Annotated in this window: 14 protein-coding genes; 5 read left to right on the top strand and 9 right to left on the bottom strand. The window is 71.5% G+C overall.

Annotation, left to right across the window (positions count from 1 at the left end):
* Nucleotides 1-214: 214 nt before the first annotated feature.
* The 3 genes from RIN75_RS19870 to RIN75_RS19860 form a co-directional block, all read right to left on the bottom strand.
* Nucleotides 215-1,078, bottom strand: coding sequence for a patatin-like phospholipase family protein (locus RIN75_RS19870; protein WP_309113465.1), 864 nt, complete (start codon nucleotides 1,076-1,078; stop codon nucleotides 215-217).
* A 61-nt stretch (nucleotides 1,079-1,139) separates the two neighbouring features.
* Entirely contained in the window at nucleotides 1,140-1,943 is an 804-nt protein-coding gene (locus tag RIN75_RS19865; protein WP_309113464.1) for an LLM class flavin-dependent oxidoreductase, read from the bottom strand.
* Between the two features lie 220 nt (nucleotides 1,944-2,163).
* Complete coding sequence (locus RIN75_RS19860) at nucleotides 2,164-4,353, bottom strand: hypothetical protein (protein WP_309113463.1); 2,190 nt, start codon at nucleotides 4,351-4,353, stop codon at nucleotides 2,164-2,166.
* Nucleotides 4,354-4,507: 154 nt separating this feature from the next.
* Here RIN75_RS19860 and RIN75_RS19855 point away from each other — a divergent pair, with 154 nt between their 5' ends.
* From RIN75_RS19855 to RIN75_RS19845, 3 genes are read left to right on the top strand one after another with little or no spacing between them, the layout of a single operon-like run.
* On the top strand, nucleotides 4,508-6,823 hold the full coding sequence (locus RIN75_RS19855) for a Tex family protein (RefSeq protein WP_309113462.1): 2,316 nt from the start codon (nucleotides 4,508-4,510) through the stop codon (nucleotides 6,821-6,823).
* Nucleotides 6,824-6,839: 16 nt separating this feature from the next.
* Nucleotides 6,840-7,862 (top strand): NAD-dependent epimerase/dehydratase family protein, encoded by a 1,023-nt coding sequence (locus RIN75_RS19850; RefSeq protein WP_309113461.1) that lies wholly within the window; start codon nucleotides 6,840-6,842, stop codon nucleotides 7,860-7,862.
* Entirely contained in the window at nucleotides 7,863-9,440 is a 1,578-nt protein-coding gene (locus RIN75_RS19845) for an NAD(P)/FAD-dependent oxidoreductase (RefSeq protein WP_309113460.1), read from the top strand. It abuts the gene before it with no gap.
* Nucleotides 9,441-9,455: 15 nt separating this feature from the next.
* Here the strand turns inward: RIN75_RS19845 and RIN75_RS19840 are convergent, their stop codons facing one another.
* A complete protein-coding gene (locus tag RIN75_RS19840) occupies nucleotides 9,456-9,899 on the bottom strand; it encodes an SRPBCC family protein (RefSeq protein WP_309113459.1) in 444 nt (147 codons plus the stop codon).
* Between the two features lie 33 nt (nucleotides 9,900-9,932).
* Complete coding sequence (locus RIN75_RS19835; protein WP_309113458.1) at nucleotides 9,933-11,156, bottom strand: ABC transporter substrate-binding protein; 1,224 nt, start codon at nucleotides 11,154-11,156, stop codon at nucleotides 9,933-9,935.
* 189 nt (nucleotides 11,157-11,345) lie between these two features.
* Between RIN75_RS19835 and RIN75_RS19830 the strand changes: the two genes are divergently transcribed.
* On the top strand, nucleotides 11,346-12,173 hold the full coding sequence (locus RIN75_RS19830; protein ID WP_309113457.1) for a helix-turn-helix transcriptional regulator: 828 nt from the start codon (nucleotides 11,346-11,348) through the stop codon (nucleotides 12,171-12,173).
* Nucleotides 12,174-12,259: 86 nt separating this feature from the next.
* Here the strand turns inward: RIN75_RS19830 and RIN75_RS19825 are convergent, their stop codons facing one another.
* Nucleotides 12,260-12,808, bottom strand: a complete 549-nt coding sequence (locus RIN75_RS19825; RefSeq protein WP_309113456.1) for a LuxR C-terminal-related transcriptional regulator — start codon at nucleotides 12,806-12,808, stop codon at nucleotides 12,260-12,262.
* A 98-nt stretch (nucleotides 12,809-12,906) separates the two neighbouring features.
* Entirely contained in the window at nucleotides 12,907-13,374 is a 468-nt protein-coding gene (locus tag RIN75_RS19820; protein ID WP_309113455.1) for a GNAT family N-acetyltransferase, read from the bottom strand.
* A gap of 77 nt (nucleotides 13,375-13,451) precedes the next feature.
* Between RIN75_RS19820 and RIN75_RS19815 the strand changes: the two genes are divergently transcribed.
* On the top strand, nucleotides 13,452-14,237 hold the full coding sequence (locus tag RIN75_RS19815; protein WP_309113454.1) for an enoyl-CoA hydratase/isomerase family protein: 786 nt from the start codon (nucleotides 13,452-13,454) through the stop codon (nucleotides 14,235-14,237).
* Here RIN75_RS19815 and RIN75_RS19810 read toward each other — a convergent pair.
* Complete coding sequence (locus RIN75_RS19810; protein WP_309113453.1) at nucleotides 14,224-14,694, bottom strand: SLATT domain-containing protein; 471 nt, start codon at nucleotides 14,692-14,694, stop codon at nucleotides 14,224-14,226. The genes RIN75_RS19815 and RIN75_RS19810 overlap by 14 nt on opposite strands.
* A gap of 9 nt (nucleotides 14,695-14,703) precedes the next feature.
* Nucleotides 14,704-16,257 (bottom strand): serine/threonine-protein kinase, encoded by a 1,554-nt coding sequence (locus RIN75_RS19805; protein WP_309113452.1) that lies wholly within the window; start codon nucleotides 16,255-16,257, stop codon nucleotides 14,704-14,706.
* Nucleotides 16,258-16,284: the final 27 nt, after the last annotated feature.

Raw genomic sequence — 16,284 nt, 5'->3', positions numbered from 1 at the left:
CTGGCACAAGCCAGGCGCGCGGGGCGCGCCAAGCGCGCTTCGCGCGCAAGCCACGAGCGCTGCGCGCTCGGGGCGCACGGCCGGCTTCGCCGGGCCGTGCCGGCCGCGGCAGGCGGCTCCGCCGAAGGCGGGTGCAGTTGGGGCATTTGCGGGGTGGCCTGGGAGGGGGCGGGCGGGTGGACCCTACAGCGAGCAAAGCCCACCGCGGCCCCACTCAGCCCGACGGATGGCCGTACAACCCAGGCCCCTCCACCCGCACCCCGTCCAAGAACCGCGACGACGCCACGTACGACGCCTCCACCAACTCCGCCGTGTGCCCGAAGTCCAACGGCGTCACCGGCTGCACGGGAGGCCCCGGCAGGTACAGCACCGGAACCTCCCTCGAAGCCAGCTCCACCTCCAACACCGCCTGGTTCCGCATCCCCAAAGTCGCCCAGAACAACAACGTCTCCGCAAGCGTCCCCGGCACCGTCGGCAAGTGACCGGGGAACGCACAATCCAGCACCACCAACGACTTCGCGCCCATCCCCAACGCCTGCCTGATCGGGACGTTGGCCAGCACCCCGCCGTCGTACAGCACCCGCCCCTCCCGGTGCACCGCCGGGTAGATGCCCGGGATCGCCGCACTGGCGAGCACCGCCGACACCAGGTCACCCTCGCTCAAGGTCAGCGCCGTACCGGTCACGCAGTCCACCGCGACCGCCCCGAACGGCAGCGTCAACTCCGCGAAGTCCGCCACCCCGCCCAGTCCGAACTCCAGCACCTCCGCCAACCCCGTGTTCGGGAACAGGTGCGTCTTGTGCTGCCGCAACGTCCGCGCCTGCGCCAGCAACCCGCCCGGAAACACCCGAGCCCGGGTCATGTGGTGCCAGATCTCCGCCAGTCTCGAAGTGGCGTGCGAAGGGTCCAGGGCGAGCAACGCACCGTTCACCGAGCCGACGGACGTGCCGACGACCAACTCGGGCATCACGTCGTGCTCGGCGAGGGCGCGCAGCATGCCGACCTGGCCCGCGCCCAGACTGCCGCCGCCGCCCAGCACGAACCCGACCGGACCGGGTAGTTCGATCACGTCCGGCATCGTCGCACGAAATCCAGGACCTGCTCGGCGGCGTCCATCCGGGGCCGCGCGGCGAGCGACTTCAGCTGGGCGGCCCCTGGGCGATGCGGTCGCGGATGGCGTTCGGGGTCGCTTCCCAATCCGACTCGATCCACCACGTGGCCCCGGCCTGCGCCCACGCCACCACGTCGATCGGGCTCACCCCCTCGGCCACCACGTCGTACCCCTCCCACGGCAGCCCCTCGGCCTCGCGCAACTCCCGCACCACCGCGACCACCTCCGCCAACTCCTCCGGCCCCTCAGGACCACGGGCCTCCGCGTCCGGCGACACGATGTTGGGCAACAACCCGTCCCACCGCGCCGCCCGCCGCAACGACACCCGCTTCGGAAAGGCGCCCACGACCCACACCGGCACCCGAGGCTGCTGCACGGTCGGCGGCGGCAGGTAGAAGTCGGTCGGGCTCACCCGATAACGCTGCCCGGAGAACGAAAACGGCTGCCCGCGCATCAACCCGTCGTACACCGCAAGACCTTCGTCCAGCAGCAACGCCCGCTCCACCCGCCCCTGGTCCGGCTCGAACGCCGTCCACCCCGGGTGCAACGCGCCCAACCCCACCGCCAGCCGCACCCGACCGCCGGACAACCGGTCCAGCGTCCCGACCTTGGACGCCACGTCCCACGGCTTGAACCGGGGCAGCGGCGTCAACATGGTGCCCAGCACCAACTCCGACGTCCGCATCGCCGCGGCGGTCAACGCGATCCACGCGTCCACACCCCACACCGACTCGGCGAGGAAGATCCCGTCCCACCCAGCTGCCTCCGCCTCGACGGCGCACGCCGCAACATCGGGCGCGTCGAAGAACGGCAGCACGATTCCACAGCGCATGACCACACCTTGCCACGGTTCGAACCCCCTTGGCCAGCAACGGGCCGGGGTGCCGGTATCGGACCACGTCCCAGGTGCTGTGCACACGCCGCCACGTCGACTGCCGGCAGGCGAGCGCGCTGTGCGACACCCGCGCCTGACAAGTCCACTGTGGACCCCGGTACGGGAGAGACACCTGTGGAGACCCGCCGCGTGCCCGCCCACCGGGTGGAGAGGCGGCTCACAGCTCGCGCCTGAACGCCTTGCCGAGCCCGGTCACCAGGCAGATCGCCAAGATCCAGCCCAGGGCGGTGAACGCCGCCGAGCCCCACACGGTCCAGCCGAGGGGCACCCAGTGGTCGCGCTGCCTCAGGTTCACCACGGGGATCAGCAGGTCCAGCGTGTAGAGGACCGGTTGGAACTCGCCCGGCGCATCCCCTCTCGCCTTCACGAAGTTCGGCCGCCCGATCGTCGCACCGACGGACCCCACGACGGCGAGGGCGATGATCCAGTACACCACCCGCAGCGGCCGGTACCCGTACCACACGGTCCACTTCAGCAGGAAGCCGAAGAACTGGTCGAGCGCCTTGCGGAAACCGTGGCCCGCACCCCGTTTCGCGTCCTCGCCGGCGATCAGGACGTGCTTGGCTTCGTCGTACTGGCCCGTCCTCTCGTAGACCTTGGCGAGGTGGAGGTAGACCTGCGGCGCGTACTTGTGGTTGCGCTTCAGGCACTCGATGCGGGCCTTGTGGCCGATGGCGTCGGAGGACAGCGCCTTGTAGGTGAAGTCGTTCAGCCACAACCGATCCGGCCAGATCGACCCGCCGTCGTCGAGCTGGGACACCGACACGTACCGCAGATCGACGCCACCGACCGGCTTGGACCCGAACTTCAGCTCCATCCGGTCCTCGACCTGCGTCCCCTGGAGCACCAGTGCCCATTCGTCACCGGAGATGCGCGCATCGACGATGCTGAGGTTGCCCTTGATCCGCATACCCCGCAGGTGCAACGGGCCCCCGGCCGCGATGTGGTGGAAGTAGGCGGAGTGACCGACTTCGGCCCGGTCCGCCCGCAGAGCCTGCTCGGTGTTCCGGAAGTGCCCGCCGGTGCAGTTCATGCTCCCGTCCACTTCGGTGCCGGAAAGCTGCACCAGGCCCTCGGCGGTGAAGTCCTCCAGCAGCAGCAGGTCGCCCTTCACCGACATGCCGACGGCGTCGATCGCGGTCCGCGCGGCGTCGACGAACTGCCCGCCGCTGCAATCGAAGTCGCCGCCCACCGTGCAGCCGGTGAGCACGACCGGACCTTCGGCCCGGAAACCGTCGCCGGCCGCGCCGTCGGCCGGTCGGCGCTTCCCGAGGCGCAGGTCGCGGTGCACCCTGAGGCCCGCCGCCTGCACGGCGTTCCCGGTGCCGTTCTCGAACCGGCCGCCCTCGCACCAGAGCCCGCCACCGATGTCGGCCCCGGCGAGCAGCACCTCGCCCTGCGCGACGAAACCGCTGCGGCAGATCAGGTTCTGCCCCACGCGCACCCTCGCCAGGTCGAGCGCCGCGCGTCCGGGGTTGTGGAACCGGCCACCGGTGAGGTCCAGCGTGCCCCGGAAGTCGCACCCGGTGAAGTCCACCTCACCGTGCACCGTCGCCCCGTCGAACTTGACGTCGCTCTCCACGACCAGTCCCTCGGCGAACAAGGCCTTGCCCGCGGGCTGGTGGAGCACCGCACCCGTGCAGTCGAACCGGCCGGACAGGTGGGCACCGTCGAGGCACACCCCTCCGTCGACGCGGAAGCCGTTGCGCCAGTAGGTGCGCTCCTTGATCACGACCTCACCGAGGTTGAGCGCGACCTGGCCCGGGTTGCCGAAGGTGGCGCCATCGCAGTCCAGTTCGCCGCCGATCCGCGCGCCGACCATCTTGACCAGCCCTTCGGCGCGAGACGTCTCGGTGAACTTGACGTCCTGCTTGACGACGAGACCATCCGCCTTCATCGCCTCGCCACCGGGGTTGACGAGCTTGGTCGCCACGACCAGCAGTTGGCCGTCGATCCGGGCTCCGATCAGGTCGATCCCGCCCACCCGCGGGCAGTGCTTGAACTCCAGGTTGTACCGGACCTTCACCTGTGCGCCGCGGAAGCCGGGAAGCTCGCACCGGGTGAAGTAGAGTCCGAAAAGTGTCGCCTGCTCCATGATGGGCACATCGACGAAGGTGCAGCGCACGAACTCGACCGGGAACGCCACCGAGCCCGCTTCCAGGTCGAGGGTGCCCGCCACGCGCATGTCGCGGAGGATCAGCGTGCGCGGGCTCCCGGCATGGCCGAGCAGGACCCGCTGGAGCGTCGAGGCCCGGACCGTCGCGCCGGCCGCCGAGTGGTCCACCGACCGGCCGGACTTGATCACGCCCAGCAGCTTGAACTCCGCGGTGGTAGGTCCATCCGACATCGCACAACACCTCCCGACCATCCGGGTGCTGGGTATGTCGCGAGGCACGACGCGCTGTTACGAACGGACTACAGCGTTCACCCGAACGGGTGCAGAGCGCCACGACCCGCCCAGTTCGCCCCCTGCGCCCCCGCACGGCGGGCGGCCGGGCAGAATGCCTGTCGTGACCACAGCCATCCACCAGAGGATCGCCGACGAGCTGGGCGTGCGTGCCGGACAGGTCAGTGCCGCCGTCGAACTGCTCGACGGGGGCTCGACCGTGCCGTTCATCGCCCGCTACCGCAAGGAGGCGACCGGCGCACTGGACGACGCCCAGCTGCGCACGCTGGAAGAGCGGCTGGGCTACCTGCGGGAGCTGGAGGAGCGGCGGGCTGCCGTCATCGAGTCCATCCGGGCGCAGGGCAAGCTCGACGACGCGCTCGAAGCGGCGATCCTGGCCGCGGACTCCAAGGCGCGGCTGGAGGACCTCTACCTGCCCTACAAGCCCAAGCGGCGGACCAAGGCGCAGATCGCCCGGGAGCAGGGGCTGGAGCCGCTGGCCGACGGGCTGCTCGCCGACCCCACCCAGGACCCGCAGGTCGTGGCCAAGGACTACGTCACCGAAGAGGTGCCGGACGTGGCCGCCGCGCTGCAGGGCGCTCGCGCGATCCTGGTCGAGCGGTTCGGTGAGGACGGTGACCTCATCGGTGAGCTGCGGGAACGCATGTGGTCGCGCGGGCGGGTGGCGTCCAAGGTGCGGGAGGGCAAGGAGGAGGACGGGGCCAAGTTCTCCGACTACTTCGACTTCTCCGAGCCGTTCGGCAAGCTGCCCTCGCACCGCATCCTCGCCCTGTTCCGCGGCGAGAAGGAGGAGGTCCTCGACCTCCACCTCGACCCGGGTGACGACGACGAGGAGCCCTCGGGCTACGAGGTCGCCATCGCGGCCCGGTTCGGGGTCGACAACCAGGGGCGACCCGCCGACAAGTGGCTGGCCGACACCGTCCGCTGGGCGTGGCGCACGCGCATCCTCGTCCACCTGGGCATCGACCTGCGCTCCCGGCTGCGCCAGTTCGCCGAGGACGAGGCCGTGAAGGTGTTCGCGTCCAACCTGCGCGACCTGCTGCTCGCCGCGCCCGCCGGCACCCGCGCCACCATGGGCCTCGACCCCGGTTTCCGCACCGGTGTGAAGGTCGCCGTGGTCGACGCCACCGGCAAGGTCGTGGCCACCGACACCATCTACCCGCACGTGCCCGCGAACAGGTGGGACGAGTCGATCGCCAAGCTGGCGGCGTTGGCGCGCAAGCACTCCGTGGACCTGATCGCGATCGGCAACGGCACCGCCTCGCGCGAGACCGACAAGCTGGCCGCCGACCTGCTCAAGCGCCACCCCGAGCTGAAGCTGACCAAGGCCGTGGTGTCCGAGGCGGGCGCTTCGGTCTACTCCGCGTCGGCGTTCGCGTCCGCCGAACTGCCGGGCCTCGACGTGTCGCTGCGCGGCGCGGTGTCCATCGCGCGCCGGTTGCAGGACCCCCTGGCCGAGCTGGTCAAGATCGACCCGAAGTCCATCGGCGTCGGGCAGTACCAGCACGACATCACCGAGACCAAGCTGTCCCGCTCGCTGGACGCCGTGGTCGAGGACTGCGTGAACGCGGTCGGCGTGGACCTGAACACCGCGTCCGTGCCGCTGCTGACCCGGGTCTCGGGCATCACCGCGGGCCTGGCGGAGAACATCGTGCAGCACCGCGACGCCAACGGCCCGTTCCGGTCGCGCCGCGCGCTGAAGGACGTGCCGCGCCTGGGCCCGAAGGCGTTCGAGCAGTGCGCGGGCTTCCTGCGCATCCCCAACGGCGACGACCCGCTCGACGCGTCCGCCGTGCACCCCGAGGCGTACCCGGTGGTGCGGCGCATCCAGGAGCACGCGGGCGTCGAGCTGATCGGCAACACCAAGGTGCTCAAGTCGCTGCGGCCCGAGCAGTTCGTGGACGAGCAGTTCGGTCTGCCGACCGTCACCGACATCCTGCGCGAGCTGGAGAAGCCGGGCCGCGACCCGCGTCCGGCGTTCAAGACCGCCACGTTCGCGGACGGGGTGGAGAAGATCGCCGACCTCAAGCCCGGCATGGTGCTGGAGGGCGTGGTCACCAACGTGGCGGCGTTCGGGGCGTTCGTCGACATCGGCGTCCACCAGGACGGTCTGGTGCACATCTCGGCGCTGTCCAACACCTACGTCAAGGACCCGCGGGACGTGGTGAAGTCCGGTGACGTGGTGCGCGTGAAGGTGCTCGAAGTGGACATCGCGCGCAAGCGGATCGGGTTGACCCTGCGGCTGGAGGACGAACCGGGGCGCAAGGGTCCGCAGCAGCGCGACCAGCGCGGCGGCCAGCGCAACGGCAACGGCGGTCGGCAGAACAAGCCGCAGCGGCAGGAGCGGCCGCCGGCGAACGGTGCGATGGCCGAAGCCCTGCGCCGGGCGGGGCTTGGCGGGTCGAAGTAGGGGTACCCGGCTGGGCATGAGGGTCGTCGTCACGGGTGCGAGCGGCAACGTGGGGACGGCCCTGCGCCGGGCCTTGGCGGCGCTGGGCGCGGACGTGGTGTGCGTCGCCCGGCGCGTGCCCGACTCGGCGCCCGAGACCTGGGTGAGCTGCGACGTCGGCGCCCCGGCGGCGGACGTCGTGCTGCGTGCCGTCTTCGCCGGGGCGGACGCCGTCGTTCACCTCGCGTGGGCGGTCCAGCCCAGGGCCGACGAACCGCCAATGCGGCGCACCAACCTCGACGGCACCGCCCACGTGCTCGCCGCGGCGGCCGGGGTGCCGCACGTCGTGGTCGCCTCGTCCGTCGCGGCCTACACGCCCGCCGCGCACGTCGTCGACGAGACCTGGCCGTGCGACGGGGTTCCGGGTAGTGCATACAGTCTGCAGAAGGCCCGGCTGGAGCACATGCTGGACGAGTACGACCGAGCGCCGGTCGCCCGCATCCGGCCGTGCGCGGTCGTCCAGCCCGAGGCCGGCGGCCAGCTCGACCGGTGGGCGTTGAGCCCGCTCATCCCGCCCGCGTTGCTGGGAAAGCGCTGGCTCCCGGTGCCGTTGTGGTCGGGGCTGCGTATGCAGGTGGTGCACGCCGACGACGTCGCCCGGGCCATCGTCGTCCTACTGCTGCACCGGGCCGAGGGCGCGTTCAACGTCGCCGCCGAGCCGGTGCTCCGCGCGGACGACATCGCGCGCATCTTCGGCGGGTTCCGGCTACCGGTCCCGCTCAAGGCCCTCACCGCTCTGGCCTTGCCCACGTGGCGGCTCGGGCTCCAACCCATGCACCCCGGCTGGCTCCGCCTGGCCGACCAAGTGTCCATTGTGGACACCACCCGGCTGCGCGCGCTCGGCTGGGAACCCCGCCACGACGCCCGCGCGGCGCTGGCGGAGTTCGTCGCCGCCATGGCCGAGGGCCGCGGCTCGTGGGGGCCGCTCGCGCCACACGACGGTCCCCGGTTGGGCAGACTGGGCTGGGGACGTCCCGTGCACCAGAGCCAAGGAGGCTGAGTGGCCGACGACGTGGATGCCGTGGTGATCGGGTCCGGACCGAACGGGCTGGTCGCGGCGAACCTGCTGGCCGACGCCGGCTGGGAGGTCGCGGTGCTGGAGGCCGCAGACGAACCGGGCGGCGCGGTGCGCACCGCCGAACTGACCGCGCCGGGCTTCCGCAACGACCTGTTCAGCGCGTTCTACCCGCTCGGCGTGGCCTCGCCGGTCATCGCGGGCCTGGGCCTGGACCGGCACGGCCTGCGCTGGCGGCACGCCCCCGAGGTCCTCGCCCACGTGCTGCCCGACGACCGGGCGGTCCTGCTGTCGCGTGACGTGGACCGGACGGCGGCGTCGGTCGAGGGGTTCGGCGCGGGCGACGGCGACCGGTGGCACGCCGAGTTCCGGCAGTGGCAACGGGTCCGGGACGCCCTGATCGAGGCCCTGATGCGACCGTTCCCGCCGGTCCGGGCGTCGGCCGGGCTGCTGGGCGCGCTGGGTCCGGCGGAGGCGCTCCGGCTGGCCCGGATGTTCGTCCAGCCGGTGCGCGCCTTCGGCAACGAGCGCTTCACCGGCGAGGGCGGGCCGTTGCTGTTGGCCGGCAACGCCATGCACACCGACCTGGGTCCGGACCAGGCGGGCAGCACGGCGTTCGGCTGGCTGCTGTGCATGCTCGGCCAGGACGTCGGCTACCCCGTCCCCGAGGGCGGCGCGGGCCGGCTCACCGAGGCGATGGTCAAGCGGCTCGGCGGTGTCGTGGAATGCGGGCGGCGGGTGGAGAAGGTCGTTGTCGCGCAAGGAAAGGCGCTGGGCGTCCGGGACGCCGAGGGTGGTTATGTGCGCGCTCGGAAAGCGGTGCTGGCCGACGTTCCGGCACCCGTGCTGTATCTGGAGTTGGTGGGCACGGACCACCTTCCGGCCCGTCTTCTGGATGACCTCGAGCACTTCGAGTGGGACGACGCCACGGTGAAGGTCGACTGGGCCCTGTCCGGACCGATCCCGTGGACGGCCGCCGAACCGAAGAGCGCCGGCACCGTTCACCTGGGCGGGGATTTCAACGGTCTTGCCATTGGAAGCACGGAGATCGCCGTAGGCCGGCTGCCCCGGACCCCGTTCGTGATCCTCGGCCAGATGACGACCGCCGACCCGACCCGCTCCCCCGCCGGCACCGAAGCCGCGTGGGCCTACACCCACGTGCCCCGGGGCGAGAGCTGGTCGCCCGACCGGCTGCGGCGGCGGGCGGACCGGGTGGAGCAGCTGATCGAGCAGCACGCGCCCGGGTTCCGGGAGCTGGTCGTCAACCGGTGCGTGCAGGGGCCGGGTGACCTGGAGGCGCGGAACCCGAGCCTGGTCGGGGGGTCGGTCAACGCGGGGACGGCGGCGATCCACCAGCAGCTGGTGTTCCGGCCGGTGCCGGGGATGGGGAGGTCGGACACGCCGGTGGACCGGCTCTTCCTGGCCGGTGCCTCGGCGCATCCGGGCGGTGGGGTGCACGGGGCGGCGGGGGCGAACGCGGCGCGGGCGGCGTTGGCCCGCAACGGCTTGGCGGGCGACGGGTACCGGCTCGTCATGCGCGGCCTGAACAAACTCCTGTACTGAGTCGGCGCGACCGGGTCAGCGCTGGCTTTCCCGCCGCACGGCCAGGTCCGCGAGCCGGTGCAAGGTCTCCTTGTTGCGCGGCTTCAAAACCACGCCTTGTACGGCCGACGGGAGGACGGACAACGGTCCCCGCTCCACGATCTCCCGCATGCGCACGAGCGTTCCGCCGTCCTCCTCGGACAGCTCGAAGCGGATGCGGGCCGCGCCGAACGGCCACATCCCCGCCTCCAGTTCCAGCACCGCCGGCGGCTCGCAGGCGGCCACCCGGGTCACGTCCGACACCAGCGCGGGCCAGGAGCCGATGCTGTGGTGGATGCGGGTCCCGGGGGCGGGCCAGCCGGTGTCCACCTCACGGATGTGGGCCGCGCCCACCACCCAGCTCGCGTAGGACCAACCGTCCGACAGCACCGCGAACACGCGGTCCGCCGGTGCGGGCACCCGCAGGCTCACCTCGACCATGCCGTGCGGGTTCCCCGCCCGGCCGGCCGGAAACTACTTGGCGCGCGTGCCCTTGAGCTTCACCAGCTCGGATTCGAACAGGTTGGCGAGCACGGCCAGCCCACCGGGGGCCTTCGGGTCGGGCTTGGCGATGTAGGACTGGGTGCTCGACGGGCGTCCCACGAGGGAGAACCGCAGCGGACCGGTCAGGCTGTCCGTGTCGACCGAGTTGGTGTCCTGGAACGCCCGCAGCACGCCGTCCCGGCTGAGGTCGCGGGCGTCGCACGCCTTCTGCAGCACGGCCGCGAACGCGATGCCGATGGCGTAGCCGTGGTCGACCGAACCGGTGGGCTGCAGGCCGGGGTACTTGCGCTCGAACTTCTCCGCCACCGCGCGCGGGCCGGGCAGGTCGGCGGCGTACGGGGCGATCGGCGAGACGACCCGCACCCGTTCCACGACCGCCCCGGCCACCGGGGAGTCCAGGATCAGCGGGTCGTAGCCCACGGCGTTGACCAGGAACGGGGCGTCCCAGCCGAGCTTGTCGGCGGTGCCCACGGCGGACGCGGTCTGCGGCGGGGACGTGCTGAGGAAGACCGCCTTCGCGCCCGCCGCCTTCAGCTCCTGCACGGGGGTGATCACGTCGGTCACCGCTTCGGGCACCGAGCGGGTCAGCAGGTCCAGGCCCCACTGCTGGGTGGCGAACTGGCTGCCCTCCAGGCCGTTGCGGCCGTAATCGCTGTCGACGTGGATGTGCCCGATCGTGTCACCGGGCTTGATCACGCCCTCGCGCTTGAGGTGCTCCAGGCCGTTGATGACGTCGAGGTCGTAGGTGGTGCCGACGATCATCATGTGCGGGTTGCCGAGCAGGGACGCCGACCACGACGCGGGTGCGACGATGGCTCGCGTCTGCATCAGGTCCGGGGCGATCGCGGCGGTCATCTGGGCGCCCGCGACGTCGATGAAGCCGAGCACCTGCGGCTCCAGCTCGAAATAGCCCTCCAGCGCCCGGTCCACGTTGTAGCCGTGGTCCTTCTGCTTCAATTCCACCTTGCGGCCGCACACGCCGCCGCGTTCGTTCAGCTCGCTGAGGAACAGCTCGTAGCCCTTGATCCGGATCAGCGCGGACTGCGAGAACGGGCCGGTCATGTCGGTGAGCACGCCCAGCGCGATGGTGTCCGCCGTGACCCCCGGACCAGCCTTGACCTGGGTGTCCTCATCGCCGGTCACACAGCCGCCGAGGACCAGCGCGGCGGCCAGACCGATCACGAGGTTGCGCACGAATGACTCCCACATATCCGCTACCGACCAGTAGGAGTATTCGGTGCGACCAGCGAGATCACCTAATCTTGTGATCAGTCCCACGTTCGTGAACTTCTCGCCACGAGATCCGTAACACGCGCGGGCCGGGCGTTCGGAATTGATTCCGACAGGATTTTCAGCGGGTTTTGGGCCGAACGGAGCAGGGCCGTGCTGGGCCAGCCGTTCATCGGCGCGACCCCATTGGCCGAGCACCTGCGCTGGATGCGGGTGGTCGACTCGTTCATCGAGGGGTGCGACGACCCGGCGGTGCGGTACTCGTGGCTGGCCAACGAGTTGGGCTCGCGGCTGTCGATCGGCGACCAGAGCGTGCTCGGCGAGCTGGACCGGCTGCCGGCGAGCGCCGACGACGTGGAGACCCGCCGGCACCTGGCCCGCGCCAACTGCAACGTGGCCGACGCGTGCATGCTGGTCGGGCACTTCGACCTGGCGCGGGACTTCCTGGACAGGGCCTGCGGCTCACCGTGGGCGCGGGCGTGCCGTTCACCGCGAGCACCGGGCAGTCCACCCAGATCCACCTCGACTGGTACTCCGGCAACTGGGGTTCGCTGGTGCCGCGCGCCGGGCGGCTGCTGGAGGAGTACCGCGAGCTGCTGCCGGTCGCGAGCGAGATCTCCCTGGTGCTGGGCTGCTTGGCGGTCGCGCGCGGCGACTGGGACGAGGCCGGGCGGCACCTGGCGGAGAGCGGGGTCCGGTCGGTGGAGAACTCGATCACGCCTGGGCGCGAGCCGGGACGCGGCCCGGTGCCGGCACCTGGTGCGCGGTGCGGGCGTGGCGACGCCGTCCCGCCGCGGTCGGCGCGGCTACGGCAACGCGCCGTCCCCGCGCGGGCGGGACGTGGCGCGGCTGCCGGCCCAGGGTCGCACCAACCGGGAGATCGCCGAGGTGCTGTTCCTGTCACCGCGCACGGTCGAGCAGCACGTGGCGCGGGTGCTGCGCAAGCTCGGCGTCACCTCGCGCGGCGCGCTGGCGACCTGAGAGCCGAGCCGGTGGCCGGAGAAAGCCGAAGAGGGCCCGCGGGTCCACGCCGCAGGCCCTCCGCTGTGTCCAGTCGGCCGATCAGGTCACAGGTAAGAGCGCTGCCCCCACGGCATCGCCGCGGCGAGTTGCGCGCGGCGTCCGATGTCGAGCTTGCGGTAGATCCTGGTGATGTGCAGTTCGACCGCGCGGGTGGACACCGAGAAGTGCTCCGCGATCTGCCGGTTGGTCATGCCCTCCAGCATCATCAGCGCGATCCGGTGCTCGTGCGGCGTCAGCTGCTCGCGCGTCCGGGACTCGGCGCTCTGCCCGTCTCTCGGGCGCACCATGCCGGGGACCCGCTCGCCCTCGGGCACGCCCATCAGCACGTGCCACTGGCGGATCCGCACCTCCGCGATCGACTGCGAGCGCACGTACGGGTCACCGCGCACCAGGTCTCGCGCGGCGGACTCGTCGGGCACCTGGCAGATCAGCAGGACACCGGAGCCGTCGGCCCACGGTCCCGTGCCCACCAGGACGCCCTGCTCGGCGAGCGGTCGCCAGTATTCGCGATGTGCGAGATGAATGGATCTCCGCACCTGGCGCGCATCACGAAATGTCAACTCAACGGCGAAAGCCACTGGACTGATCCCCATTTCATTCCGCGGCCGACTTTCGTGACACACTCAACTGTCCCCCTAATTCAGTGTCAAGTGAGACACCTCACACGGGGGATTCCGGAACCCTATGGGACCTATAGCCGCTTTTCGAACCAGTGCTCCGCATAGCGGTCGTCATTGAAGGCCGGCACCTCAGCGTAACCGTGCCGGGCGTACAGCTTCCGGGCTTCGACCAGGTCAGCGCGGGTGTCGAGGCGAATGGAGGATGCGCCAAACGAGACGGCGGCGGCTTCCACGGTTACCAGGAGTGCTGCCCCGCCACCGAGCCCGCGTGCGTCCGAACGGATGAAGAGCCGCTTCAGTTCCGCAGTTTTCGGGTCGACCATCCGGAAGCCGGCGCAACCCAGGTCCCGCCCGCCCCGGGAAGCCACGAAGAACATCGAAAGATCGTCGGTCGGGTCGTCCGCGATCGCCCGGTCGACCTCGGTGTCGGTGGCCGGGCGGCCGTAGTAGCGGCCGATGATGTCGGCCAGGTAGGTACGGATCAGGCGTACCGCAGCGGGGCTGTCCGGCGCAACGGGCTGAACGGTCCAAGTCGTCACGCGGCTATTCTGCGCACCGGCTGGGCCATTCGGACACCCGGTTTTCGCCATTCCGGACGCGTGTAAAGTCCTCGCCCGTGGCAGCGCAACAGGTCCGCGTCGAGCGGGACGCGGCGGGTGTCGCCGTGCTCACCGTCGACGCTCCCCCGTTGAACCTCTACACCGCCGAACTGCAGGACCTGCTGGACGCCGCCGTCGGCGACCTGGAGGACCGGCCCGCGCGGGCGCTCCTGGTGCGCTTCGAGGGCAAGGTGGTCAGCGGCGGGGTGGACGTGCGGCTGTTCGCCGCGCAGGAGACCAGGGCGCGCGCCAAGGCCCTGTTCGACCAGATGCTCGACCTGCCCGACCGGGTCGCCGCCCTGCCCTTCCCGACCGTCTTCGCCGCGCACGGCCTGTGCCTGACGTGGGCGTTCGAGGTCGCGGTGGCGTGCGACATCCTGCTGGCCTCCGAACGGGCGTCGTTCGGGCTGGTGGAGAAGGTCATCGGGCTGACCCCGACGATGGGCGGCACGCAGCGGCTGGCCGCACGGGCGGGCGTGGGGCGGGCCAAGGAATTCGTGATGACCGGCGACCGGTACGACGCGGCCACGCTGGAGCGGTGGAACGTGGTCAACCGGGTGCTGCCGCACGAGGGCTTCGACGACGCCGCGCTGGCGTTCGCCACGTCCCTGGCCGCCGGTCCGACCATGGCGCACGCGGCCACCAAGCAGGTGCTGGCCTACTACGAACGCGGCGGCGTCGCCGAGGCGAACGAGCACGTCACGGCCATCGCGGCCGACCTGTTCGACACCGAGGACCTGCGCAACGGGGTGGCGTCGTTCCTGGCCGACGGGCCGGGCAAGGCCGTGTTCAGCGGTCGCTGATCCGCCGGTACTCCAGCCACCGGTCGCTGACCTGCGCCCAGATGGCCTGGTACTGCGCGAACATCTCCTCCACGTGGGCCCGGTCGACGTCCTCGGGCTTGGTGGCGGCGATGTAGTGCGCCAGGTCGTCGCGCAGCCGGTAGAAGCGGTACTGGGACTCCTCCATCAGCACCCACAGCGACCGCCACGCGAAGAACGGCTCCAGCGCGCTGACCACCGTGGTCAGGGCGACCAGCGAGAACGCCAGACCGGTCCAGAAGTCCAAGTCCTGCCAGCCCAGGATGATGGTGGCGGTGGCGGACAGGCCCAGCAGCGAGATCTTCAGCGCGGCCGACCGGCGGCGGAACCGGTCCTTGCGCGACCGGCCGTACTCGGTCGCCTTGGTGATGCGCCCGAGCAGGTCCTGCGCGAGTTCCGACGGCGTGAGGCCGGCTCTGACCGGCTGATCCCCATCCACGCCCGCACCCTAACGGGGGTCGTAGACCGACGAGCCGTACCAGGCCAAAGCCGACCTGATCTCCGCCACGTCCCGCTCCCGCCGCTTGCGGTACCGCTCGTGCGAGATCGGGTAGACCCGCAGGCCGCCCTTGTGGGTGTGGAAGCTGCCGCGCCCCAACGACTCCGGCGCCTTGGCCGCCCCCACCAGCCACACCATCACCCAGGGCCGCGAGTGGTGGGCGTCGACCCGGACGCGGGAGATCGCGTACCAGGGCAGGCGACGACTTTCGGTGCCGTTGGACAGCACGATCCCGTCCGGCCCGATGTCGATGGTCAGCGGCGAGCGCAACACACCCACCAGCAGCCGCACCGCGGCCAGCGCGAACACCAGGAACGCGACCAGCGCCGCCGCCCGCACCCCGTTCGGCGCGCCGGAGGTCTCACTGGCGATGCCCGCCGACACCAGCGCGGCGAACGCGTGCGCGGACATCCAGCCCAGGCCGACCGCGCGCGAGGTCTTGAACTTCGCCCCGCTCTTCTTCGCCGGCGGCGTGTACGGCTTGACCGGCCCCACCACCTTCGCCGCCCCCACCACCTTCGCCGGAGCCACCGGCTGCGGCGGGCTCACCGGCTGCGGCGGTTCCTCCACCAGCAGCCGGGTCGGCGGCTTGGCCTCCTGGCCCATGACCCGGGTGGGCGGCTTGGCGGGCAGTTCCCGCAGCTGGGTGTGCCGCTGCTCGACCAGCGTCCGGACCTCCGCCGGCAGCCACGACGGGTCGTTGGACGGCGGCCCGATCAGCTCCAGCAGGCGGGCGGGCGTCGGCCGGTGCGCGGGGTCGCGGACCAGGCACGGCACGATCAGCGGCACCAGGCCGGGCGGCACCCGGGACAGGTCCGGCTCCTGGTGCACCACCCGGTACACCAGCGCCGACGTGGCGCCCTCGCCGAACGGACCCGCGCCGGTCGCCGCGTAGACCAGCACCGAGCCCAGCGCGAACACGTCGCTCTGCGGGGTGATCTTCGAGCCCACGACCTGCTCGGGCGAGAGGTAGCCGGGCGTGCCGAACACGATCCCGGCCTCGGTCAGGCCGGAGCTCTCCAGCGCGCGGGCGATGCCGAAGTCGATGACCCGCGGCCCGTCGGTCGCGAGCAGCACGTTGGACGGCTTGAGGTCGCGGTGCACCAGGCCCGCGCCGTGGATCGCGACCAGCGCCTCGGCCAGGCCGCCGGCCAGTCTGCGGACGGCGCGCTCGGGCAGCGGCCCGAAGTCGTGGACGGCCTGCTGGAGGGTCGGTCCGGGCACGTACTCGGTGGCCATCCAGGGCCGCTCGGCGTCCGGGTCCGCGCCCACGACGGTGGCCGTCCAGAACCCGCCCACCGAACGCGCCATCTCCACCTCGCGCCGGAACCGCTCCCGGAACTGGGGGCTGTCGGCGAGCTCGGCCTTGGCGACCTTGACCGCGACCGGCCGCCCGCCGCGGGACCGGGCGAGGTACACGGAACCCATCGCCCCGCGACCCAGGGCGGCGAGCAGCGTGTAGTCGCCGATCCGCTGCGGGGCGTCCGGGGGCAGTGGCTGCACACCACCCACATTAGAGAAGTCCGGGAC

It is taken from the genome of Saccharothrix sp., from assembly GCF_031180885.1.
In the GTDB taxonomy this organism is placed as follows: Bacteria; Actinomycetota; Actinomycetes; order Mycobacteriales; family Pseudonocardiaceae; genus Actinosynnema.
This window is presented reverse-complemented; position numbering and strand designations above follow the sequence as displayed.